We start from the raw sequence: 22,332 nt of genomic DNA, 5'->3' as shown, positions 1-22,332 counted from the left end.
AGTATTGCGGACCGCCGACGCCCGAAACCGCGAGCCCCCTACACATGACCGGCGACCAGGCACCCCACACCGCTTGACTGCCAATAGGAGCATCACCCGCCCTGGTCCTGTGGGCCTGACCGCTGTGAGCTGCCGACGAGTTCGTTGCGCCGCTCGTACGTCCACACCGCCAGTTGCGTGCGCGAGGTGAGCCCCAGCTTGGTCAGGATGCGTTCGACGTGGTTCTCCGCGGTGCGCTGGGCGATCGTCAGGCGCACCGCGATGTCTTTGTTGGTGAGGCCGTCGGCGACCAGCTCCGCGACCTGGTTCTCGCGCCGCGTCAGCCCTGGCGCCCCGGCCGCGTCGTCGAGTACGCAGGCCATGGCCTCGTCCAGGGTGGCGCGTGCTCCGCGGTGGAATTCCCGGTTGAAGGCGGCGTCGGGCAGCGCCTCCCGTACCGTGGCCTCGAAGCGCAGATGCTGCGCGCGCATGAACGGCGCCGAGCCGATTCGCCCGCCCAGTGACTCCCACAACAGGTGCAGCACGCCCAGGAGCCGGGCCGCGCGCCGCGGGGCGTCCTGGGTGCTCCATGTGATGACCTCCACGCACATGGCCACGTCCCACCAGTCGTGGAATGGGCGCAGCCGGGCGATGGCCCCGCGGGCGTGTGTGACCGCGTCGGCAGGTGCGTGTGCGCGCCGGGCGAGCAGGGCACGGGCGAGCAGGGCCATTCCGTGCAGCCATGACTCGCCGTGCGCACGGGCGGCCGCTTCGACCTCGGCACATGCCTTGTCGGCCTCGGTGACTTCGCCTCCGTAGGCGTGTGCGATGGCGAACTTGACCCGGCACTCGAGGGCCGCGTCGAGGCAGCCCTGTGCAAGGAACTCGGCGCGTGCCCGCGCGAACAGTTCGACGGCACTTGTGAAGTCCTCGCGCCAGACGGCGAGGATCCCGTGGTGGTGCCATACCCACGCCGACTCCCGCCGGTGACCGCCTCGTCGGGCGATCGTCTCGCATGCGGCGAGCGCGCGCAGCGTATCGGCGTTCTGCTCGCCCTGCAGGATGCCCAGATAGGTGTCGGTGATCTGGGCCTGTACGCGGACGGCGGCGTCGGGGCCGGCCGCGTCGTCTCCGTAGTCCTGCGCGTGGTCGGCGGCGAGCAGCTGCGACAGCCAGCGGCGGCCCTCGGACAGCAGGCCTGCGGTGATCCAGTAGTGCCTGGGCGACACGGCCAGGGCCAGACCGGCCAGAGCCTGTTGGGGGTGCTCCAGGCAGAATTCCAGGGCTGCGCGCAGGTTCGGGTGGTCCAGACGCAACCGGGTGAACCAGTCGACCTGCCGGGGCCCGAACCACTCCTGCCCGGCCTGTGCCGTCAGCTGTGCGTAGTGGCCCCGGTGGCGGGCGCGCAGTGCGTCGAGCGAGCCCGATGCCACCAGCCGTTCGTGCCCGTACTCCCGAACCGTCTCGAGCATGTGGTAGCGCGAGCGCCCCTGCTCCTGGCGGCAGCTGATGACCGATCTGGCCACGAGCGCGTCGAGGGTGTCGAGGAGGGCGGAGGCCGGCAGTTCGGTGTCCGTGCAGATCTGTTCGAGGCCTTCCATGTCGAAGCCGCCACGGAACACCGAGGCCCGCGCCCAGAGCAGCCGTTCGCGTTCCGTGCACAGTTCGTGGCTCCAGTCGATCAGTGCCCGCAGGGTGCGCTGCCGGTCGGCGGCGATGCGGCTGCCACCGGTCAGCAGCGCGAACCGGTCGGTGAGCCGTTCCAGGATCTCCTGCGGGCTCATGCTCCGGACGCGGGCCGCGGCCAGCTCGATCGCGAAGGGCAGCCCGTCCAGACGGCGTACGAGTTCGGCGACGGCACCGGCGTCGGACTCGGTCACGGCGAAGCCGGGCAGCACGGCGGAGGCCCGGTCGGCGAACAGCGCGACGGCCGGGTTGCCGCTCAGGGCACGCACGCGGTGGCCCGTGCCCCCGGCCCCGCCCGCCTCCGGAACGGGCAACGGCTCAACGGGGAAGACCTGTTCACCCGCGATCCCGAGCGGCTGCCGACTGGTTGTCAGTATGTGCAGCCCGGGTGCGGCCCGCAGCAATGTGTCGGCGAGGCGGGCGCAGGCGTCGATCAGGTGCTCGCAGTTGTCCAGGACGAGGAGGGTGCGCCGTTCGCGCAGCCGGGCCGAGAGGGTGGCCGTCGCGTCGGCGCCGGGCAGTCCCGGGTTGGCCACGCCGAGGGTGCCGAGGACGGTCGGCGCGAGCAGCTCGGGGTCTTTGAGTTCGGCGAGTTCGGCGAGGTGCACACCGTCGGCGAAGGATCCTGTCAGGTTCGCTGCCACGCGCAGCGCGAGCCGGGTCTTGCCCACGCCGCCGACTCCGCTGAGTGTGACCAGGCGTGCGCCGGAGAGCAGGCGTGCGATCCGGGCTGTTTCCGCCCGCCGCCCTATTAGTGGCGTCAGTTCGCCGCCGAGCCCGACACATGCCCCCGCGGCTGCCCCCGTCTCCATGAGCGGCCATCTTACGGACGCGGGGGGGGCGCACCGCCGCCGCACAGCAACCGAGCGGTCGAGCAGCGGACGCAAATTGAGTAGTTCTCCCGTATCCCCGCACGAGCGCCGGTCCGACACTCGACGGCGAGGTTTCGGACGATCAAACGAGGTGTGCGGTGACGGCAGGCGCGTCGGCGGGGTGCGAGCAGCCCGGAAGGCTGGGAGAGCGGGCGTGGACCTACCAGGGGGCTATGCCAAGGCGTCCCCTCACCGTGCTCGTCCCGCTCGTCATCGTGTTCATCGTGATGTGCACCATTGCCGGCGACCACTACGACGAGGAGCCCACGTTCCGCCTCGCCATCTGGGCCATCCCCGCGGTGGCCGCCTTGTGCGTCGCGCTCAGCGTCCGGCACACCCGGATCCGGATCCACGAGTACGAGCACGGCTTCGAGCTGCGCCGTCCCGGGCGCCGCACGCTGCGCTACGCCTGGTACGAGATCGCCTCCGTCGAGGCGGCCAACGTGTCCGTCCACATCAACCTGGGCCACTCGCACGACGTACTCAAGATCGTCATCCGTCCGTACACGGGCGGCCCGGTCCGCCTCAGAGGGCTGGACTACATCAAGGTCCGCCAGGCGACCGGCTTCTGGCGCCTGGCCGCGGCGGCACCCCTCGGCACCGCCCAAGCGTTCCACACGCGCGCCTCGCAAGCCGTCGCCGAGTCCCTCGCACAGCGGCACCTGGACGAGCTGGACGCAGGCGGCGAACTGCGCTGGGGCGCCATGACGTTCACCCGTGAGGGACTGACGCTCGCACCCTTCCCCGGCCTGCTCGACTGGTCCCGGATCACCTACATCTCCGGGAACCCCACCAGCGGCGTCCGCCTCGACGTACGGGGACTGGCCGCGCACGTCGGCACCCCGGCCCTGTCGGCGCGCGCCACGAAGGCGGGCTACCGCACCGAAGGCGACCGCCTGGAGGTGTTCATGCCCGTCCGCCGCCCCGGATCGGACTACACGGCGCTGAGCATCCTGCTCGCCCGCGGCCCCGCCCTGCGCGGTGGGCGACACGAAGGACATGAGGAATGACGAAACGCCGGAGAACGCCTTTGGCGCAAGCTGAGACCAGGTCGTGCATATGAGCGATGGGTTCGACTCCTGGGCTTCCGCATCCAGTGGAAACGAAAAGGAGGCACGAACAAATGGCACGTCTACACCTTCATCGCCGACCGGACCATCCGGTCGCTGAAGGCAAAGATTCGTGCTCTGACAGGCAGGACATCGCAGCAGCAGGATCTCGCCACCGTGCTGATCAGACTCACTCAGATCATGCGCGGTTGGGCCAACTACTTCGAGCACGCAGTCGTCAAGCATGTCTTCGACGGGCTCGACGCCTTCGTGTGGTGGCGGCTGATCCGCAACGTGCGGACACGTCACCGCTGGAGTCGGGGCGACGTCCGCCGCCGGTTCACCGCCCCCACGAGGCGGTGGCGACCACTCGCGGCGGACGGGATCGAACTGTTCCGGATCGCATCGGTCACGGTCAGCCGCTACCGATACCGGGCCGGCACGATCCCCAACCCATGGCAGCCTGCGAACCCCGCCTGATGGCAGAGACCGTGGGGAGCTCGTTGCGCTGAGAGGCGCACGGCGGGTTCGGCGAGAGGTCTGGAGAAACGGACCGGGAACAATCCCGGCACCGCGCTCCGGGCCTACTCAGCGATGATGACGAATCCCGCGTGGTAGATGCGTACCCGGCCCCGCATGTCGCCGAGACGGCCGAGGGTGACGACCAGCACGGGTAGCCCATCAGCATCCACAGCAGGTAGCTGACGTTGCCCGGCCGGAGCGGGTCGAGACGGATACCGGTGAAGATACCGGGCAGTGAGATCAGCATGATCGAGCCATTGATGGTCGCGATCAGCATGCCGAGCGTGGTGTTGGTCAGCGCCACCCATTTGTAGCGGGGGTGGTCGGCGCTGAGCCAGGCACGGCGACAGCGCGGCCGAACGCCGGGAGCGCTGCCCGCCGGGCGGGGGGTTTGGTCGGTGGTCACCGGCTGCCCTCCCCCCTTGCTTCCTGTGGGACCTGGGGGTCATTTCACGGTTGCCGGGCTGAGCGCGGGTGTGGCCGCGAAGGCGGCCCACGATGCGCGGTCGACGATCAGACGGCGCATCGTGCGCACCTGACGAGGGGCGTTCCAGCCGAGTACGCCGACCACCCTCCAGTGGTGCCCGTAGGCGGCGGCGAAGTGGCCGTCCGACGGGGCGCCGTAAACGATGCGCAGGTCCGCGCCCGGCGGGAAGATTCCGTACGCCTGGATCCTGGTTTCGCACTGGTCGGTCCAGAAGTAGGGCACGGGAGCGAACGGGGCCACGTCGCCGAGCAGGTTGCCTGCCGCGGCAATGGACTGTTCGGTGTCGTTCATCCGATGCTCCAGCCGCATACGGGTGCCGAAGTGCGCACGGGGCCAGGAGGCGACGTCGCCGGCGGCGTAGATCCTGGGTGCGGCTGTCCGACGACAGGTTCCAGAACGGACACTTGGAACTCCCGCGAGGTTTTCTTCTGCACGTCGGCGTACCTCGGAAAGGCGGCGACCGCACGCTGCCACCACTCGGCCCTCTTCTCACCGGTGGCCTCATGGGCCGGCATGTCCTGCTTCATGGGGCCGTCGTGGAGTTCGGCGTGCGGATCGGCCTTGACGTTGAAATACCACAGCGGATGCTTGGGGGATCCGCCCAACGAACCGACCACCGCACAACGCCCGTCGTGCTTGACGCGCATCACCGGCGCCTTGCGGATCTTGCCGTTCTTGGCGCCCAGGGTGGTCCCGCTCGACCGCGAACCGTACGAGTGCCCCTCAAGGCCGTCCTTGCCTGGACCGGCAAGGACGCACTGGCGGAACGCGACTACGAGCAGATCGCCCTCCAGCTCACCGGCCACGCCCGCGCCATCGCCTCCGATGCCCGGTGCCGCGCCGACCAGCTGCCGAGGCCCAGCGGGCCCCGGGCGCTCGCCGACATCGTTCTGCGCGAGGCGGAAGGCCGGCTGTCCGCGAAGCTGGAGGGCACCGTGCGCTGTGTCCAGAACCGCACCCGCCTCATCTACGCCCTCTACGAACGCCTGGACCGACTGGAGACCGCGCCTGTCTCGCAGAGGGTTGCGCCGAGCGGCGGCTGAACCGTTGGCTGGACAGTTGCCTCCATTGAGTTCTGAACCGACCGTGATGACGTGGACCCCCGGACCACGGTCCGGGGGTCTGGAATTGTGCCGGGCGGGTGGCAGTCACGTCTGCGGCACGGCCGGCGTACGCGCGGGCCGGAGCGGGCCGCAGACGCACGGCCTCCGCCAGTGTTGTCCTGAGCAGCGGCGAAGTCCTGCGGCCGTCAGCGTTCGCAGCCGACGAAGTCGATCAGCCCTACGGGGGGCTTGAGGCTCCGCAGCTTTCGGCAGTCCCGAACCCAGTCCGGGTCTGCGCTGTCGTCCATGACCGGAAGCAGGTCGACCGCTGGATCGAGGCGGGACCGGTCGCGATGGAAGACGCTGATGACGACGGAGTCGGATGCGGGCTCCCCGCTCCACACTGCCGCAGCCCAGCCGTTCCAGCACTTGTACTGACCGAGGAACGGCGCGCCGGGATCGACCGGTCCCGTGATGCGCTTCTTGATCGCCTGCCGAATGCCGTCTTCAGGAGGGCAGGCCGCTTGCTTTCCGGGATCGGTCTTCGAGGGGCTGGGCGTCGGGGACGGGTTCCAGACGTACGACTTGAGTACTTTCTCGACGTGGTAGAGATCGCTGATCTCCACGGCCGCCGTAGGCTTCCCGTCGGCACCTCCCCAGGGGGCGAACTCGATTCCCGCCGCGGTGTACAGCCCTCCCTTGAGTTCGGCTTTGCTCTGGCCCCCGATTTCGTCTACCTCCGAGATCTTGTATCCCGGGGTGATGTCGAGGTAAGGGCCTGCTGCACCGTAGATCTTCGTCCCGATGCGCAAGCCTGCCTTGGCGGTGCCTTCCAGGGCGAAGGTCGGTCCCTTGTGGAGCGTGAAATCGTTTTTGAACGACGCGATGGGGGTCTTCCGGCCGCCCTTCCATTCCATTCCGGCGGTAAGTCTCGCCTGTTGCCCGAGATCGAAGGAGAGGTCGGACTTCAGCGTTCCTTCCAAGGAGGCCACCATGCTCACCTCCATGACAATGACCACCGGAACGGGCCCCACCGGAAGCGTGAACGCCGCCACCTTGACCGCCGGGTCCGGCTCCCTGAACTTGAAGGCGCATTTCTTTCGCTCGCTGGCCGGCATGTCGACCTTGATACGGGCGCTTTCTGCCAAAGTGAACGCGTATCTGACCTTGTGAACTCCCGACCAGTCCCAATCCGCGGAGAACTCTCCGAGGCCGGGCTGCTGCCCGCCGAGGCTGATCTGCTGCAGGGGATTGCTGGTCAGTGCCGCAGAACACTCGAAGTCGAGCTTGTTCTCGATAATGGTCCCGCTCCGGAGCAGTGCGGAGATGGTGAAGGTTCCGTCACCGCCGGTCTGCACGCCGGACCCCGGGCCGTCCGCCTTCTTCACCTGAGCGGTCGCGTCGTTGGCCGCGCCGGGCGCGAACAGCGTCCTGGAGGCACTCGTCGGTTCGGAATGTGGGGAGTCCGGGCGGACGTCGCGAAAGTCGATTCTTGCCTTGGGCAGGGCATCCCGAAGCGTTGCCGGCCTGGTGTCGACGACGAGCCTCCCTCGGTCATCGCGCCGGGTTGCTGTCACACGCCGGATCAGACCCTCTGGGGTCTTCGGCCCAATGCCGGCGACGATGACGTCGCCGGCGGCCAGCTTTCCCGCGTGAGTGGCGTCACGGTCGAACACCAACCGGTTATCGGTGATTCCGCCGACCAGCCCAAGCCGAGACGCGTCCAGAACCTTTGTCGTATGCGGCACGACATTGGCGTAAAGCGCCTCGGCCGTTTCCGTGCCGCCTGCCTTTACGGATGCAGTGACCGTCGGGTGCGTCGGGTATACGTCGGCGTTCGCACCTCGCACCGGGCCGACATCGAGCGTGTACCGCCCTGCCGGGACATCATGGAACGTCCGACTCACCGTCACATGGCGTTGAAAGCCGCCGGGACCACGAACCGTGACATCGGCCGCTGCCCCGCTCGGCAGCTCCTTCACCACGACCACCAAAGCACCGCCCTGCTGGGCCGACCACCAGCGGTACCCGGCGACCAGCGCACACGCCGTGACCACGGCCGTCAGGACCGTGGCTACCTTCCTGGCCCTGCCGCCGAGCGGCAGGAGACTTGTCCAACGCGTCATGTAACTCCCCTTGTTCACCCCGCCGTTCAAGTGCGTTGGCGGACGTGTGCGGAGCAGCGTACCGAGATGCTCGGGGTGGAAAGACCCCGCTGTGGGAGCGGTGACCGCTACCCTGCGGGACGCCTCCGGCGCTCGCCCGACTCTTCGGCAGTGCTTACGGTGAGCAGCGCCAGCGAGACCGACTCGTCGAGTTCCGCCAGCTCAGCGGGCGAGACAGGGGATCACTCACGGTCCGCACCGTAGCCCCGGCCGCCGAACGGTGAAGCGCCGGGGGAAGTTGGACCAGCCGACATCCCGCCCCGGAGTCTCAGGGCTGTCACGCCCTCCTCGGCGGTGGCCTGAGCCACTGACACCGCCCTCTCCGCCACCCGCCGGCCCACTTACCCGGGCCCTCATGGTAAGCAGCAGCTCCCACACCGGCTCACCCCTGTCGCGGCCGCCGCCGCGACGGTGACAGCACCACCACCGCGCCGGTCCCCGCGACCGACTGGATGCGCGGACGCCGCCTCGACGACTACGGCACCGACCGGTGAACGGCCTTCCGCCGAACACGCCGACCTGTGACGCCGCCCCGGGAACCGGACTACCGCTCACTTCGGCGCGATGTCCTCAGCGAGCCCGACGCCCGCGTGATCGACCCGGCGGCCCGCGGCGGCGAGGTCCTGACACCGTGACGTCGCCCGACATCCGGCGCTATGGGCCTGCGGCCCTCAGAAGCCCTCCATGCCGGCAGTCCGCGTGGCCCGCGCCGCGCAGCAGCAAGCCGAGTGAGAGCATCGCGGACAGGCCGAGCTGCAGCGTGCCCCACCGATCCGGGCCGGCCGTATCCCGTACCGTCCTGGCACCGATCCGGTCCCACGGCTGCCGGATTGTCGTCGGGCCGCCGCGCGGTACCGCCCCCGAGCGAGCCCTGACCGCACGCACCTTCGACCTCGCGGTGTTACAAAGGGCACTGGGTTAGTCGTTTCGGCCGATTCCGGAGCGCACATATGCGGTCACTCACGGGCAAGTACCCCCGGAGCCTCGCAGGCCAGGTCTTCGCCCTGCAGGTGGTTGTGGTCGTGCTCCTCGTGGCCGCTTCGGTGCTGGCGCTCATAGTGCAGGCCCGGCACGACAGCAGTACGGAGGCGAGAAACCGTTCCGTCGCCGTCGCGCAGACATTCGCTCACTCACCGGGCCTCCTGACCGCGCTGAAGGCTCCTGATCCTTCCAGGGTGCTCCAGCCGCTCACCGAGGCGGGGCGGAAGGCGGCCGGCGTCGACTTCATCGTGGTGATGGACACGAAAGGGATCCGCTACACGCACCCCCGGCCGGAGCTGATCGGGAAGAGGGCCGTCGCCACCCTCGCGCCGGCGCTGGCCGGACACGTGTACACCGAGAGTGTCAGCGGCCCACTCGGCCGTGAGGAGCAGGCGATCGTCCCCGTCCACGATCATGCGCAGGTCGTGGCCCTGGTGGCTGCCGGCATGAAGGTCAAGCATGTGACCGGATTGGTGGCGCAGCAGATTCCGATCATCCTTGGTGCAGGAGCGGTTGCGCTCGGAGTGGCCACGAGCGGGACGGCGCTGGTGGCCAGGCGGCTCAGGCGGCAGACTCACGATCTGGGCCCTGCCGAGATGACTCGTATGTACGAGCATCACGACGCCGTGCTGCACGCCGTGCGCGAAGGCGTGCTCATCGTCGGCAACGAGGGTCGGCTGTTGCTGGCGAACGACGAGGCCAGGCGGCTGCTGGATCTGCCGCTCGACGCCGAAGGGCGACGCATCCCGGACTTGTCCAGCCTTGATCCCGGCATGGTGGAGCTGCTGACCTCGGGGCGCGCGGCCACGGACGAAGTGCACCTCGCGGGGAGCCGACTGCTCGCGGTGAACCAGCGGCCGACGGATCGCCGCGGTGGGCCCCGGGGGACAGTCGTGACCTTGCGTGACTCCACAGAGCTGCGGGCGCTGTCCGGCAGGGCGGAGAACGCCCGCGAGCGGCTGCGCCTGCTGTACGACGCCGGCCTCGGCGTTGGTACCACCCTCGACGTGGTGCGCACGGCCGAGGAACTGACCAAGATCGCGGTCCCCCGGCTCGCCGACTTCGGCACCGTAGATCTGGCCGAACCGGTCCTCCACGGGGACGAGCCGACCTGTGCCGACACGGACATGCGCCGCACCGCTCTACACGGCATCCGAGACGACCCTCCCCTCTACGAACCCGGTCAGCTGATCAACTTTCTCCCCTCCACGCCACAGGCACGGGCCTTCGCCACAGGCCGGCCGGAGCTGGTGCCCGACCTGTCCGACGCACCTGGCTGGCTCGCCCAGGACCCGGAGCGGACGCGGACGATCGTCGATTACGGCATCCATTCGCTCATCACGGTGCCCCTCCAGGCGCGGGGCGTCATCCTGGGCATGGCCAACTTCTGGCGCTCCGAGAAGCCCCAGCCGTTCGAGGAGGACGACCTGTCCCTGGCCGAAGAACTGGTCGCCCGGGCTGCCGTCAGCGTCGACAACGCCCGCCGCTACACCCGCGAGCACGCCATGGCCGTGACTCTGCAACGCAGCCTGCTCCCGCGGGCCCTGCCCGAACAGAGCGCGCTCGATGTCGCCCATCGCTACCTGCCCGCACTCTCCGGGGTGAGCGGCGACTGGTTCGACGTGATCCCGCTCCCGGGCAGTCGGGTGGCGCTGGTCGTCGGGGATGTCGTCGGCCACGGCCTGCACGCGGCTGCCACGATGGGACGGCTGCGCACGGCGGTGCACAACTTCTCCACGCTCGACCTGCCGCCCGACGAGATCCTCAGTCATCTGGACGACCTGATCGGGCGCATCGACCAGGAGGAGGCGGAGTCCGGCGCCGACGCGGGTGTCATCGGAGCCACCTGTGTGTACGTGATTTACGATCCCGTCTCCCGTCACTGCACGATGGCTCGGGCCGGGCATCCCCTGCCCGCACTGGTCCGGCCCGACGGCAGTGTGTTGTTCCCCGACCTGCCGGCCGGCCCGCCCCTGGGCCTGGGCGGTATGCCGTTCGAGACGGCGGAACTGGACGTGGCGGAGGGCACGCAGTTCGTCCTCTACACCGATGGGCTCATCGAGGACCGCACCCGAGACATCGACGTGGGGCTCGAGTTGCTGCGTGAGACCCTGGCGTGCCACCCCGACCGGTCGCCGGAGGAGAGCTGTCAGGCGGTGCTCGACGCGCTCCTGCCCAGTCGGCCGAAGGACGATGTGGCGCTGCTCATCGCCCGGACACGGGCGATCCCGCCCGACCGTGTCGCCGACTGGGACGTACCGTTCGATCCCGCCGCCGTGGCGGGAATGCGTGCTGTCGTGGCCGAGAAGCTCGACGACTGGGCTCTGCCCGAGCTCGCGTTCGCCACGGAACTGGTGCTCAGCGAGTTGATCACCAACGCCATCCGCTACGGCTCCGCGCCGGTTACTGTACGACTGCTGCTCGACCGCACCCTGACCTGTGAGGTGGCCGACAGCAGCAGCACCTCGCCCCATCTGCGTGACGCCGCCGCGATGGATGAAGGGGGCCGCGGTCTGTTCCTCGTCGCACGACTGGCCGAGCGCTGGGGCACCCGTTACACCTCCCAGGGAAAGGTCATCTGGGCGGAGATGGCGCTGCCCCGGCCCGACGGGAGCGCGGACGGCACGGCGTGGCCGGCCATCCTCGACGAGGAACTCTGAGCGCTGGACCGGCAAGTCTTCGAGAAGAGCGCTTCCTCGACCGTCCCGGCACGGTGGCCGGGACAAGGGCCGTCGTGCGACCGCCGACGGCAGAACTCGGCGAGGGCGGCCGATCCATATCGCGCGCCCCTGTCCGTGTGAAAGACGACGCCGCGGACCTGCCCGCCGCGGGCGGCCACGGCCATCTCGATCGCGTCGGTGACCAGCGAGGTGCGTATGTGGTCCGCGATCGACCAGCCGATCACGCGCCGCGGGCAGATGTCGATGGCCGTGGCGAATGCCCAGGTCGAGCGACGGCGACGTATGTCATGTCGCCGCACCACTTGGTGTTGCATATGCGCCGTGGAGTCACGCATCACCAGGTCCGGCACAGGCGGGGCAGTCTTGTCCTGAATGGTCATACGCTTCTTGTGCCGCAGGTGCCGTCCGGCGATGCGGTTGATCCTCATCGGTCTGCTCACGCGCTTGCGGTTGATCCCTCTCCCGCGGGAACGGGGTTCGGCATGGACGCGCAGGGCGCCATAGGTGCCCTGGTGGGCGGCATGGATCTGTCGGATCTCCGACACTGTTCGCTCTTCCTCGACGGCTCGTTCGGCGCGGGCGTCCGCAGTGAGCCCTTTCCCAACTCACGTTGATGCGTGGTGAAGGACGAGGACAGCCTTGACGAGGTAGGTGATGCGGTTGGCGCTGCAGCGAAGCTTTCGTGGGACTCGCCGGCCCTTGAGGGTGGCCATGGCCTGTTCGCCGAGGCAGCGGATCTTGGCGTGGGTGCTGTTGTGCCGGCGCTTCCACCGCTTGAGCCGGCGGCCTCGGAAGGGTACTCGGATCGGGCGGCCGGCACTCTGGTACGCCTTGTCGGCCCAGCACTTGACTTCCATATAGGAAGGAATGTTGGTGTTCAGTCGGTGGTGGTCGGGCGGTCGGCGGCGGTGATGAGGTCGGCGAAGGTCAGGGGGGTGCCCCCTGCCGGGGTGGTCGTGGACTCGGTCGCGGATTCGGTGGTGAGGCCGTCGAGCGCCAGATCGAGATGGCGGTGGAGGAGATCCCCGTCGGGGTCGAGGCGGTCCAGGCCGCCCGGGAGAGGGCGGGACAGCCGGATCGACAGCAGCACGAGATCACCCATGCCCACGTCACGACGGAGCCGACCGGCCTCGTGCGCGGCATTGATCAGCGTCTCGACGGTGCTCGCGGTGCGGGTGCGGATGCGTACCAGCTCCGCGTCGACGACGAGACCTTCGAGCAGGACGAGGATGATGGCGCCCATCCGCAGATCCGCCGCCGCGTGGACGAAACGGCGTACCACCTCGAAGGCGTCGTCGTCCACTGCTGCGGCCTCTTCCGCGGCGCTCTCCAGCCGGGCGAGCAGGTCGCCGGTCAGGTCCCGGACGAGCGCCTCGCGGTCGGGGTAGCGCCGGTACAGCGTGGCGGGTCCGATTCCGGCCCGGCGCACGATCAGGTCCAGCGGCGCGTCGAGTCCGCGCTCCAGGAAGACATCGCGGGCCGCGTCGAGAATCCGTCGCCTGCTCCGCGCCGCATCCGCCCTCATGCACCCCACCCTTTGCTGCTCAACTAAATCGGAGAGTTTCTCTCCGTTATGCTAACTTCCAGAGGCGGAGAAAAATCCTCCGCTTAAGGTTCAGTGTCGAAAGGGGCACGCCATGAGCGCGCTGACTGTCCGGACCGTTATCGACGGCACCGAGTACTCGCAGGACGACATCCGCCGGTGGGAGCTGTACCGCTCCCGCACCGCGCTCGCTCTGCTCAAGGACCGGATCGGGGACGAACTGATGCGGGAGCTCCTCACCCCCGACCTCCGTGCGGCGGACCGCGCAATGGCGCCGCTGCCGGGCGCCTCGGACGGGGCGTGGCGGTCCGCCGTGACCGAGATGGAGATCGGCGGGATCGACGCCGACGAGTTCCTGACCTGGTGGCAGGGTCGGCTCGCCAGCGCCGACCGGGGTGCGCTGCTCGCGGCCAATCCGGAGCACTATCTCGCCGACTCCGCCGACGGCGTTGTCGAGATCATCGAGACGATCGGCTCCGGCCCGCTGCGTTTCTTCCTCACGTTCCATGACGGCGTCGCGATCGAGGGCGAGGGACACGAGACGTATCCCGTCCGGATAGGCGGCACCGGCAGGCTCGCCGACGGCACCGAGATCGCGCGCGTCATGCACGAGTTCGGGAACGGTGCGCGCGGACTGCGCATCCGGCTGACGATCCAGTTCCCCGCGGATGCGCCGGAGCACGTCTTCACCGGCCACCAGTGGCACTTCGCGTGTGAGTTCCTCAACTGGCTGGAGGCCGCACACGCCGCACGGTAACCGGCGGCCGAACGGCGGTGGGGAACCCTTTGCGCTGCCGGCCTCCCCACCCCGCGGTCCTGTCGGCGCGCACCACACACCATCGAGGCCATCCCTCATGCGGACCAGAAATTCGCCCATGAATCCGGGCACGCCCTGCTCCACGGCACTTCCCCCGATACAGACCACCCTCACCCGTCGATCCCCCGCCGTCGCCCCGCCCCTGCACGTCCTGCGTTGCGCGGCCCACGAGTTCGGCCTCACCGGATTGCTGCTCTTCCTTGTCGTCACCGCAGTGCGCTGGCTGCTCGCACCCGGCTCGCCCATGGCCATCGGGAACCTCGACGTCGCCCTGGCCGCCCTCGGCGCACTGGTCGGGGTGCTGCTGACCTCGCTGATCCTGTCGCCTTCCGGGCGGCGCTCCGGCGGGCATCTGAACCCCGCTGTCACCGTGGCACTGTGGCGTCTGGGGGCATTTCCCGGGCGGGCCGTCGTTCCGTACATCGCCGCCCAGGCGGCCGGATCGATGGCCGGCACAGCGCTCGGCGGCCTCGTCTGGGGGCCCGTCGCCCGTCATGCCCCCATCGCGTACGCGGCCGTGGGGCCCGCGCCGGCATGGAGCGCCGCCGCGGTGCTCGCGGCAGAGGCCGGAACCATCGTCGCCGTGACGCTCATGCTCGGCGCCCTCCTCGGCCGCCCGTTCTCCCGACCACTGCTGCCGTACGCCGTGGGTCTGGCCACAGCACTCATCATCGCGTTGCTCGGCCCCCGCAGCGGTGGATCCGCCAACCCGGCACGGCAGTTCGGCCCAGCGCTGCTGTCCGGCAACACCACGCATCTGTGGATCTACCTGCTCGCACCGTTGATCGGCGCATTCGCCGGGGCCGAGATCTGGCGCACGGCCTCCGCGCTTGCCCACCGGGACCGTGCCCGAAACGCCCTTCGCTCCGCCCCTGACGCGCACTCCAGCTGATCGACCGACCCCTCCACGCGTGGGTTACCGGGCAGGGGCGCAGGCAGGTACGCGAGGCCGCTCTGCCCGAGCTGGACACCTTCTTCAATGGCCTCGGCCAGGACCATGACGCGGCCGTCGCCGGGCTCACCCTCCCCTACAGCAACGGCCCCGCCGAGGGCGTCAACACCAAGACCAAGATGATCAAACGGCATATGTACGGCAGGGCAGGCTTCAGCCTCCTCCGTCACCGCATTCTCTTGGTATGAGCTCCCGCGCCGTCACCACCGGTAGTGCGACAGAGCCGTTCGTCTGACGGACCTCATGGGTTCTCCGACCCCCTTTGCACGGCGCCCCAGGCCGGACTGTTACTCGAACTGACCCTTGTCGCCCCGAGTTGGCAGCGGAAGTCAGCGCCGTGGTGTGCGAGCTGGGGTGGTGGTGTGCATCGGCGAGGTGGTCGTGGCGAATCCCGTCAGGGCAGGCGGTCGGGCCACCGTGCGGACGGGGTGGCGGGTGCGGTGGTGCCGGTTGCGGTCGAGATGAGGCCGGCTCCCAAGGCGGTGATGGTGTGTCGCACCGTGTTGGCCTGCCGGAGGCTGGTGACCAGGCCGGCGGCTCGCAGTGCGGTGACGTGTTCCGAGGCTGAGGCAGGGGAGATGCCAAGGCTCTGGGCGAGTTGCTTGGTGGTGTGGCCGGCAGGGGATGCCAGGGCCTCCAGGACGGCCGCGCGGGTGCGGCCGAGCAGTGTCGCCAGGGCTGTCGATGTGCGTGGCCGGGTATCCGCTGGTTCGGCGACGAGATTGCCGCCGTGGGGATTCCAGGCGGGCGCGTATACGAGAACGGGGGTGCCCACGTCGTTGAGCAGTGCCCGGGGGCGGGAGCCGCAGAAGATGTGGGCGGACAGGAGGAGCCCTCGCCCCTCCAGGTGGAAGTTGATCTGACCTTGTCCGGGTGGGCCGGGCAGTTCCAGCACGGGTTCCTGCCAGCGCATCTGCGGGTGCAGGCCGGCCAGCACCGCACCGACGCCGAGGCGTGCCATGGTGTGCACCCGGCAGGCACGGTCTGCGTCCAGTACGGCCCGTACGCGGTCGACGAACGGAGTTACCGCGGCGTCGTAGTAGGCGGCCAGGGTGTCGGCCACCGCGTCAAGCGTCTCGCGGTCCCCGTCGGCCAGCAGCTGCGTCCAGGCGGGCAGGCGGTGGTGGCTCGACAAGCGGCGCAGGTCGGCCGCGAGACGCCTGCGCGGCGTGGCTCGTATCGCGTCGAACGCCCCTGTGGTGGGGGATGCGTGGTCGGGTCCTGGGGTGAGGAAGTCCGGAGCCCAGCCGGAGGCCGGCACCAGGGAACCGAGCAGTGAAGCCCGTGCAGGCAGTTGCTTTCCGACGAGGTGCCGCCACGCGGAGAACTGTGGGCCCGAGCCGCGACGGAGCGCTTGCAGACTCATCACGGCCTCACTCACCGGCAGCGAGCTGTTGTATCCGAGCGTCACACGCGCCAGATCTTCTGAAGTGAAGTGGATTCGCAACATAGAGCCCCCAATATCCGAATTCTTGGGCGTGGTACGTGCTGACCAGGGACATTCGGCTACAACCGACGGTCATTGTCGAGATCGCGCCCGGCCAAAGACGATGTGTCCAGGCCGAAGTCAAGGCCGAGCATTGAGCGAGCACTCGTCGCGAGACGGCAAAGGAGAACTTCCTCTGCTTCGCGGCAGGAGAAGGCAAGCCCCGCTCGGGGCGTGCCCAGTACCCGACCGCGCCCGCATTGGGTGAAAAGGTCCGTAGAAGAGGAGAATCTATGCGTGCACGAATCTGGCTCACAGGCGCCGCATTGGGAGCCGCCCTGCTGACGGGTGGCACGGTCGCCACCGCGCAGGCGGCATCCGCGCCCTCCGCGCCCTCCGCGGCGCGGACATATGTCGACATCGGTACCTTCTCGTCCCAGAGCGCATGCCTGTCGTTCGGGCGGGCCGGCGTCTACTCCGACTGGTACTGCCAGAAGAGCAGCACCACCAACAACTGGCACCTCTGGGTGAACTTGGATTCGTAGGGCGCGTCCGGGACTTGGCGTAAGCCCTCCGGTCCCACGTGGTGTTGAGCCGGTCCTCGATGATGAGCGAGGACCGGCTCAACGCTTCCGGGTCATCGAACGACGGCAGCGTCCTACACATGTCGGGCTGACGACCAGGGTCCACCTGGCCGTCGATGGGCGGGGCCTGCCGCTGTCGGTTGTGCTGAGCACTGGGAACACGGCGGACTGCACGGTGCCTCCGGCCGTGCTGGCTGCGATCCGCGTCCCGTGAACCGTGGCGGAACTCCTACGAACGAAGCCCGGGTATGGTCCCGCGGTCCTGGAGATAGGTCCGGGTGAGCCGGAACCAGTGTCGGCCTCCTGCCGCAGCGCGATCCGATCCGCGATCCGGGCGGCGAACCGCAGATTCTTGGCCCAGGTCCCAACGGGGAGCCCGTGCTCACCGATCGCGGTGGCGGGTGGCAGGACGGGGCCGTGCTCCTTGGCCCAGGTCCGGGCCGCTGACAACCCTTCTTCGAACACGATGCCCTGGTGGGACGACACCGTCCCCAGCTCGTCGAACTGCTCACCCGCCGGGGAGATCCGCTCCTCCGGCATGCGCTTCACCCTTGTCGTCCACGAACACAACCGGCCCGACCGGGGCACGGATCACACAACACCGGCACTTGCCAGCGGTCGGCTTCTGGCACCGTAAACACATGGTCGGGTTCGTCGCCCCGCCCACCGATCCACCGAACTACGGCACTGCGTCCGCGCCCACGCACCCGGTACGCATAGAGACTCCCACCTCCACCGCGGCCCCCGGCCGCGAACACATCTGCTGTCTCGATCTTTGCCACGCCCTCACACTGACGGGACCCGCAAGAAACCATCGTGGCATTTCTCCGCAGAGTGTGGCGGACCGGAATCCCAGAGAGGTCCGTTACCCGGCCGACGATATGAGCACAGCCCTTAGCCCTCGACGGTGTTTCAGCAGCGCGAAGACCGAGTCTGCCGGGATGTGTAGATGCGGTGAGGGCGGCGTTCTCGAGGGTCAGGAGGGAGCTTGGCGGCGGCGGAGGAGGCGCAGCAGTACCCCGCCCACCGCCAGTGTCGCCACGGCGCCTGAAGCGATGCCGATGGCCAATCCGCCACCGAAGCCTGGCCCTTCGTTCGATACAGCGGTCTCGTCCTGACCCGATACCGTCACTTTCGAGTGCAGGACGATCGCGGGGTAGTCGCACACGTAGTCGCGGTCTTTTTCCGTCACGCAGTCGGCGCTCTTGTGTCGTAGCGTGAATGTCACCGGATACGTTCCGGGCTTCACCGTCTTCTTGATCCGGCCCGCGCCCACCCAGGCTCTCTTGGTGTCACCGAGGGTGGTGTCGTCGTTCAGCGCAGGGCTGGAGACCTCAACTGCCGTCGGGTGCGGGTTGCCGGGGCGTTCCTTGACCGTGAGGTCCACTGCCTCGCCAGGCGCCGCGGGGCCACCGACGGAGCCGTACCCCTGCTTGGGGAAGGGCAGCTGATCGGCGTGGGCCGCTCCGGCCTGCCCGAGCAACATCAACGGCAGGGCAATTGCGGCAAGTCCGCAGCGGATGGACGAACGTGTGAAGTCGATCATATGCGCTTCCCCGTGCCAGTAGTGGTCATACGATCTTGACTGACCTTGACGCAGCCACGCCAGGCGGCGTGGCATGCGTCTCTTTTCGTGTGGGGGAACAACCATGAGATTACGCAGAGCGCTGGGTACTGCGGCGGCCGCCGCAGCACTCATGCTACTGCCGGGCTTTCCGGCCATTGCCGACCAAGGCGATCCGACTCCCTCGGGGAGCACCATCCCGAGCACCCCGGCGCAGCCGTCCTCCGTTTCGCCGCCTGCCGTCCCGGAGCAGCCTTCTGTTCCGCCGGCCTCCGTCCCACCGACGGAGTCTTCCGTTCCGTCGGCCCCTGTCCCGGAGGAGCGGTCTTCCACTTCGCCGACCGCCGCCCCGGAGGAGCGGTCTTCCGTTCCGTCGGTCCCTGTCCCGGCAGGCGGGGACGACGACGCGCGCGGGTTCACGCCGGCTGACGCCGACGACTACTGGACCCCGGAGCGCATGCGGGCCGCGAAGCCCGTCAAGGAGCAGGAGGCCAAGCATTTTCCCGCCCCGACCAGGATGGATCGCGCCGCCAGCCGACCGTTCGAAGGGCTGCCTGTCGTCGGCACCTTCTTCTGGAACGACGGCACCGAAACCGGCCGCTTCTGCGGTGGCACGGTCGTCAAGAGCCCCGGCAAGAACATCGTGATGAGTGCCGGTCACTGCTTCGACGACCAGGACGCGCGCAAGAACCTCGCGTTCGTCCCGCAGTACGACGACGGGAAGAAGCCGCACGGCTCCTTCACCGTCAAGCCTGGGCGTATCTACGTCGACAAGCGGTACCTGTCCAAGGGCCCGGACGCCGCGGCCGACCTCGACTTCAACTTCCTGCAGCTCGAACCGCGCGGCGGCAAGAACGTCGAGGACGTCGTCGGCGGTGCCGAGCTGATGATCAACGCCGGGTACAACCACGACCCCACCCGCCTCATCGGCTACCCGGCCAACCAGAAACGCCCGCTGGACTGCACGGACAAGACCGTCCGTTACGACAGCACCGACCCCAAGATCCCGGGCAGCTTCCTGCGCATCGCCTGTGACAAGTACTCGGGTGGTGCCTCCGGTGGCCCGTTCCTCATCAAGCGGGGCAGCGACTGGGGCATCATCGGCGTCATCGGCGGCTGGAAGACGGGCGGCGACAAGGACGACATCTCCTACAGCTCCTACCTCGACGGCGACGCCAAGGCGCTGTACGACGACGCGGTCAACAACCGTCAGCCGGCGGGCCGTGGTGTCCTGGGCAAGGCCGAGACCTGGCAGCATGCCGACGTCATGACGGGTGGCTACTTCACCGACGGCAATCCGGGATCCTGGGACTACTCCGACCTGATCGTGCGCTGGTCCGACGGCGAGCTGACCTTGTACCGCGGTGCCGGGGAGGAAGCCGACAACTTCGACAAGGAGATTCGTCTCGTCGCGCCCAACGGTACCTGGAAGCACGCCGCGACCATGGCCGCGGGCGACTTCACCGGGGCCGACCGCGACGACCTCATCGTCCGATGGACGGACGGCGAACTGACGCTCTATCCCGATGTCGACGAGAAGGGGCTCCACGGCGAGGTACAGCTGCAGAAGCCCAACGACCTGTGGAAGCACGCCACTTCCATAACCGGTGGTCGCTACACGACCAGCAACAAGTGGGCCGACGATCTCCTGGTCCGCTGGAGCGACGGTGAAGTCACCCTGTACACCGACGTCAACCGCGACGGCTTCCACGGCGAGAAGAAACTCGCCGCGCCCAACGGTACCTGGAAGCACGCCTCGACGATCGCTTCGGGTGACTTCACCGGCAACGACCAGCACGACCTCATCGTGCGCTGGACGGACGGCGAACTAACCCTCTACAAGGACGTCGACCAGAACGGTTTCCACGGCGAGATCCAGGTCAAGAAGCCCAACCGGCTCTGGATGCACGCCACCATCCTGGGCGCGGGTGACTACACGGACAACCGCCACCCGGACGACTTCCTGGTGCGGTGGTCCGACGGTGAGGTGTCCATGTACCCGGATGCCGACGAGACCGGCCTGAACCGCGAGATCACGCTGGTGTACCCGCCTGCGTAGGGCCTCCTGCCGACTGGAGAAGGGCTTTCCCCCGGGGGAGGAGCCCTTCTCTCGTCGGATCGCCCTTTTCACATCCGGGAGGGCTTCTTCTTGTCGAAGAGCCAGGTGTTGAATAGCGCGGTCAAGTCCTTCCCTGCCTTGCTCTCGCACAGGGCGATGAACTGCCGGGTGTCGGCATTGCCGTGCCGGTGCCGCCGGGTCCAGGTACGAAGGATGTCGAAGAAGGTCTCGTCGCCGACGGCCCTGCGCACCTTGTGCACGACCATGGCACCGCGTCCGTAGACGGGCGGGTCGGAGACGCGCCCTCCGCTGGGCGGATCCGCCGGCGGGAACGCCCAGATGCCCTCGCTCTCGGCGTCCGTGCCGTCGTAGAAGTCCTCGAAGATTTCCGTGGTGCTCCTGTCGCCCCGCTCCTCCTCCCAGAGCCACTCCGCGTAGGTGGCCAGACCCTCGCTGAGCCACATGTCCTTCCACTTGCGCGGGGTGACGGAGTTGCCGAACCACTGGTGTGCCAGTTCGTGCACGAGCAGCGCCTCTTCGGGCGCCTCGCCGAAGTAGGGCTTGGTCTGGGTCTCCAGGGCGTAGTCGAGCCCGGGCAGGTGGTCGACGATGGCACCGGTCGAGGAGAAGGGGTAGGGACCGAAGCGTTTGCCGGCCCAGTCGACGATCTCGGGCACCAGACCGGCGACATCGGCGGAATCTTCGGCCTCGTCGGGGTCGATGGCGACGTAGACGGGCACGTCATCGTCCGTCCAGCCCTTGTGGATCTCGAAGTAACCGACGGAGACGTGGGCGAGGTAGCTGGCCATGGGCTCCTCGGTGCGCCAGTGCCGGGTCACCGTTTTCCCCTTGTCCTCCTCCGTGATCAGCTCACCGTTGCTGATCACGTCGTAGGGATTGCCGTCCTCGTCCTTGGGCACGGTGACCGTGGTGTCGTACCTGGCCTTGTCCGACGGGTGATGGTTGCCCGGGAACCAGGTCATGGAGCCGGACAGCTGCCCCAGGGCCGTCGAGCCGTCGTCGGTCTCTATCCAGCCTTCCAGGCCTCCGTCGTCGTCCTTGAGCGTGCGCGGTGTGCCGTCGTAGGTGACGACTGTCCTGAAGACTTCGCGGTTCCGTAGCGACTTCGCCGGTGTCACGAGCAACTTGTCCCCCGAGCGTGCGACTTGGGCCTTGGCTCCTTGCACCGTCGTGGTGCGCACCCGCAGTCCTGACAGGTCGAGGTTGAAGCGGCTCAGGTCCTGGGTGGCCCGCGCTGTGATGACCGCCGTGCCCTTCAGGTGGTTGGTCTCAGGCACGTAATCCAGCGTCAGCCCGTAGTGCACCACGTCATAGCCGCCGTTGCCGAGCGTCGGGAACAGCCGATCGCCCACTCCTGCGGTGCCGGGCCTACCGACCACGGCGGCATCGTATCCCGGCGCGGAGCCGGTGCAGGACGTCGTTATGGCCAGGAGCAGTGCTGTGGCCGGAGCCCAGCCGGACAGACGGCCCGGGACCGTCGGCCGAGGTCGGCTGCCCTTCGTGATATGGGGTTTCATCTTGTGTCTCCCATCGATCGCAGGACGCAAGATGTCAGAAGGCCAGCATCGTCTCTTGGTTGCTTCGAGATTGGCAGAAGTCGTTTCACGCGCCTTGCGGCTGACATCGCGACGTTCATGATCCATGATCAAGGTGAGCATGGGCCGCGCCGACCACGGACCTTCGGCTCTGGACGGGGAAGTGATATGGGCCAGTACACCGAGAGCAGAGGCGTTGTCACGTTGTCGAGAGTGTTGGCACTTGGCGGGGCATCGGGGCGTGGTGGGGTCGGTTCCGGTTCCGTGCTCAGGCCGTGGCGGGCAGGCCGGCGGTGCTGGTGATCTGTTCCCGGATCGTGAAGCGGACGGTCATTTCGGCGCGGTGGTTGGTGGCGGTCATCAGGT

At 68.4% G+C, this 22,332-nt stretch carries 14 protein-coding genes and 7 pseudogenes; 10 read left to right on the top strand and 11 right to left on the bottom strand.

The annotated features are described in order from the left end of the window. Positions 1 to 92: 92 nt before the first annotated feature. Entirely contained in the window at positions 93 to 2,477 is a 2,385-nt protein-coding gene (locus tag ACFV8T_RS43670) for an ATP-binding protein (protein ID WP_385338989.1), read from the bottom strand. A gap of 233 nt (positions 2,478 to 2,710) precedes the next feature. Between ACFV8T_RS43670 and ACFV8T_RS43665 the strand changes: the two genes are divergently transcribed. Both ACFV8T_RS43665 and ACFV8T_RS43660 read left to right on the top strand, forming a co-directional pair. Continuing rightward, positions 2,711 to 3,547 carry a hypothetical protein gene (locus ACFV8T_RS43665; RefSeq protein WP_385338986.1) on the top strand — a complete coding sequence of 279 codons (837 nt, stop codon included), beginning with the start codon at positions 2,711 to 2,713 and terminating at the stop codon, positions 3,545 to 3,547. Between the two features lie 30 nt (positions 3,548 to 3,577). After that, on the top strand, positions 3,578 to 4,066 hold the full coding sequence (locus tag ACFV8T_RS43660; protein WP_385338992.1) for a group II intron maturase-specific domain-containing protein: 489 nt from the start codon (positions 3,578 to 3,580) through the stop codon (positions 4,064 to 4,066). Between the two features lie 116 nt (positions 4,067 to 4,182). On the opposite strand, the pseudogene ACFV8T_RS43655 reads toward ACFV8T_RS43660, so the two are convergent. From ACFV8T_RS43655 to ACFV8T_RS43645, 3 genes and pseudogenes are all read right to left on the bottom strand, one after another. Beyond that, positions 4,183 to 4,514: pseudogene (locus ACFV8T_RS43655) on the bottom strand (MFS transporter); the annotation flags it as partial. A gap of 39 nt (positions 4,515 to 4,553) precedes the next feature. Further along, a complete protein-coding gene (locus ACFV8T_RS43650) occupies positions 4,554 to 4,886 on the bottom strand; it encodes an oxidoreductase C-terminal domain-containing protein (RefSeq protein ID WP_385338983.1) in 333 nt (110 codons plus the stop codon). Between the two features lie 86 nt (positions 4,887 to 4,972). Further along, positions 4,973 to 5,287: pseudogene (locus ACFV8T_RS43645) on the bottom strand (nitroreductase family deazaflavin-dependent oxidoreductase); the annotation flags it as partial. Between ACFV8T_RS43645 and ACFV8T_RS43640 the strand changes: the two are divergent. Continuing rightward, positions 5,241 to 5,638, top strand: a pseudogene (locus ACFV8T_RS43640) (restriction endonuclease). The pseudogenes ACFV8T_RS43645 and ACFV8T_RS43640 overlap by 47 nt on opposite strands. 206 nt (positions 5,639 to 5,844) lie before the next feature. Here ACFV8T_RS43640 and ACFV8T_RS43635 read toward each other — a convergent pair. After that, on the bottom strand, positions 5,845 to 7,764 hold the full coding sequence (locus ACFV8T_RS43635; protein WP_385338981.1) for a hypothetical protein: 1,920 nt from the start codon (positions 7,762 to 7,764) through the stop codon (positions 5,845 to 5,847). A 989-nt stretch (positions 7,765 to 8,753) separates the two neighbouring features. Here ACFV8T_RS43635 and ACFV8T_RS43630 point away from each other — a divergent pair. Next, positions 8,754 to 11,444, top strand: a complete 2,691-nt coding sequence (locus tag ACFV8T_RS43630; RefSeq protein ID WP_385338978.1) for a SpoIIE family protein phosphatase — start codon at positions 8,754 to 8,756, stop codon at positions 11,442 to 11,444. An 83-nt stretch (positions 11,445 to 11,527) separates the two neighbouring features. On the opposite strand, the pseudogene ACFV8T_RS43625 reads toward ACFV8T_RS43630, so the two are convergent. The 3 genes and pseudogenes from ACFV8T_RS43625 to ACFV8T_RS43615 form a co-directional block, all read right to left on the bottom strand. After that, positions 11,528 to 12,058, bottom strand: a pseudogene (locus ACFV8T_RS43625) (DDE-type integrase/transposase/recombinase); the annotation flags it as partial. A 12-nt stretch (positions 12,059 to 12,070) separates the two neighbouring features. Next, positions 12,071 to 12,316, bottom strand: a pseudogene (locus ACFV8T_RS43620) (transposase family protein); the annotation flags it as partial. Positions 12,317 to 12,342: 26 nt separating this feature from the next. Continuing rightward, complete coding sequence (locus ACFV8T_RS43615) at positions 12,343 to 12,990, bottom strand: TetR/AcrR family transcriptional regulator (protein ID WP_385338975.1); 648 nt, start codon at positions 12,988 to 12,990, stop codon at positions 12,343 to 12,345. A gap of 112 nt (positions 12,991 to 13,102) precedes the next feature. Here ACFV8T_RS43615 and ACFV8T_RS43610 point away from each other — a divergent pair, with 112 nt between their 5' ends. The 3 genes and pseudogenes from ACFV8T_RS43610 to ACFV8T_RS43600 all read left to right on the top strand — a co-directional run. After that, entirely contained in the window at positions 13,103 to 13,765 is a 663-nt protein-coding gene (locus ACFV8T_RS43610) for a hypothetical protein (protein ID WP_385338972.1), read from the top strand. Positions 13,766 to 13,883: 118 nt separating this feature from the next. Next, positions 13,884 to 14,717, top strand: a complete 834-nt coding sequence (locus ACFV8T_RS43605; RefSeq protein WP_385338969.1) for an MIP/aquaporin family protein — start codon at positions 13,884 to 13,886, stop codon at positions 14,715 to 14,717. 11 nt (positions 14,718 to 14,728) lie between these two features. Beyond that, positions 14,729 to 14,965: pseudogene (locus ACFV8T_RS43600) on the top strand (transposase); the annotation flags it as partial. Positions 14,966 to 15,171: 206 nt separating this feature from the next. Here ACFV8T_RS43600 and ACFV8T_RS43595 read toward each other — a convergent pair. Then, positions 15,172 to 16,143, bottom strand: a complete 972-nt coding sequence (locus ACFV8T_RS43595) for an ArsR/SmtB family transcription factor (protein ID WP_385338966.1) — start codon at positions 16,141 to 16,143, stop codon at positions 15,172 to 15,174. A 353-nt stretch (positions 16,144 to 16,496) separates the two neighbouring features. Between ACFV8T_RS43595 and ACFV8T_RS43590 the strand changes: the two genes are divergently transcribed. Together ACFV8T_RS43590 and ACFV8T_RS43585 are read left to right on the top strand one after the other, a co-directional pair. Continuing rightward, positions 16,497 to 16,748: a hypothetical protein gene (locus tag ACFV8T_RS43590; protein ID WP_385338963.1), complete on the top strand. Its 252-nt coding sequence runs from the start codon at positions 16,497 to 16,499 to the stop codon at positions 16,746 to 16,748. Between the two features lie 124 nt (positions 16,749 to 16,872). After that, positions 16,873 to 16,998 (top strand): annotated as a pseudogene (locus tag ACFV8T_RS43585) (transposase); the annotation flags it as partial. Positions 16,999 to 17,763: 765 nt separating this feature from the next. Here the strand turns inward: ACFV8T_RS43585 and ACFV8T_RS43580 are convergent. Continuing rightward, entirely contained in the window at positions 17,764 to 18,333 is a 570-nt protein-coding gene (locus ACFV8T_RS43580) for a hypothetical protein (RefSeq protein ID WP_385338960.1), read from the bottom strand. 475 nt (positions 18,334 to 18,808) lie between these two features. Between ACFV8T_RS43580 and ACFV8T_RS43575 the strand changes: the two genes are divergently transcribed. Next, positions 18,809 to 20,410 (top strand): trypsin-like serine peptidase, encoded by a 1,602-nt coding sequence (locus ACFV8T_RS43575; protein ID WP_385338957.1) that lies wholly within the window; start codon positions 18,809 to 18,811, stop codon positions 20,408 to 20,410. A gap of 68 nt (positions 20,411 to 20,478) precedes the next feature. Here the strand turns inward: ACFV8T_RS43575 and ACFV8T_RS43570 are convergent, their stop codons facing one another. Next, positions 20,479 to 21,948 (bottom strand): M1 family metallopeptidase, encoded by a 1,470-nt coding sequence (locus ACFV8T_RS43570; RefSeq protein WP_385338955.1) that lies wholly within the window; start codon positions 21,946 to 21,948, stop codon positions 20,479 to 20,481. Positions 21,949 to 22,332 lie beyond the last annotated feature (384 nt).

Origin of the sequence: Streptomyces sp. NPDC059832 (assembly GCF_042731715.1) — a bacterium.
GTDB lineage: Bacteria > Actinomycetota > Actinomycetes > Streptomycetales > Streptomycetaceae > Streptomyces.
The sequence above is the reverse complement of the archived record's forward strand: the minus strand, read 5'-3'. Positions and strand labels throughout refer to the sequence as shown.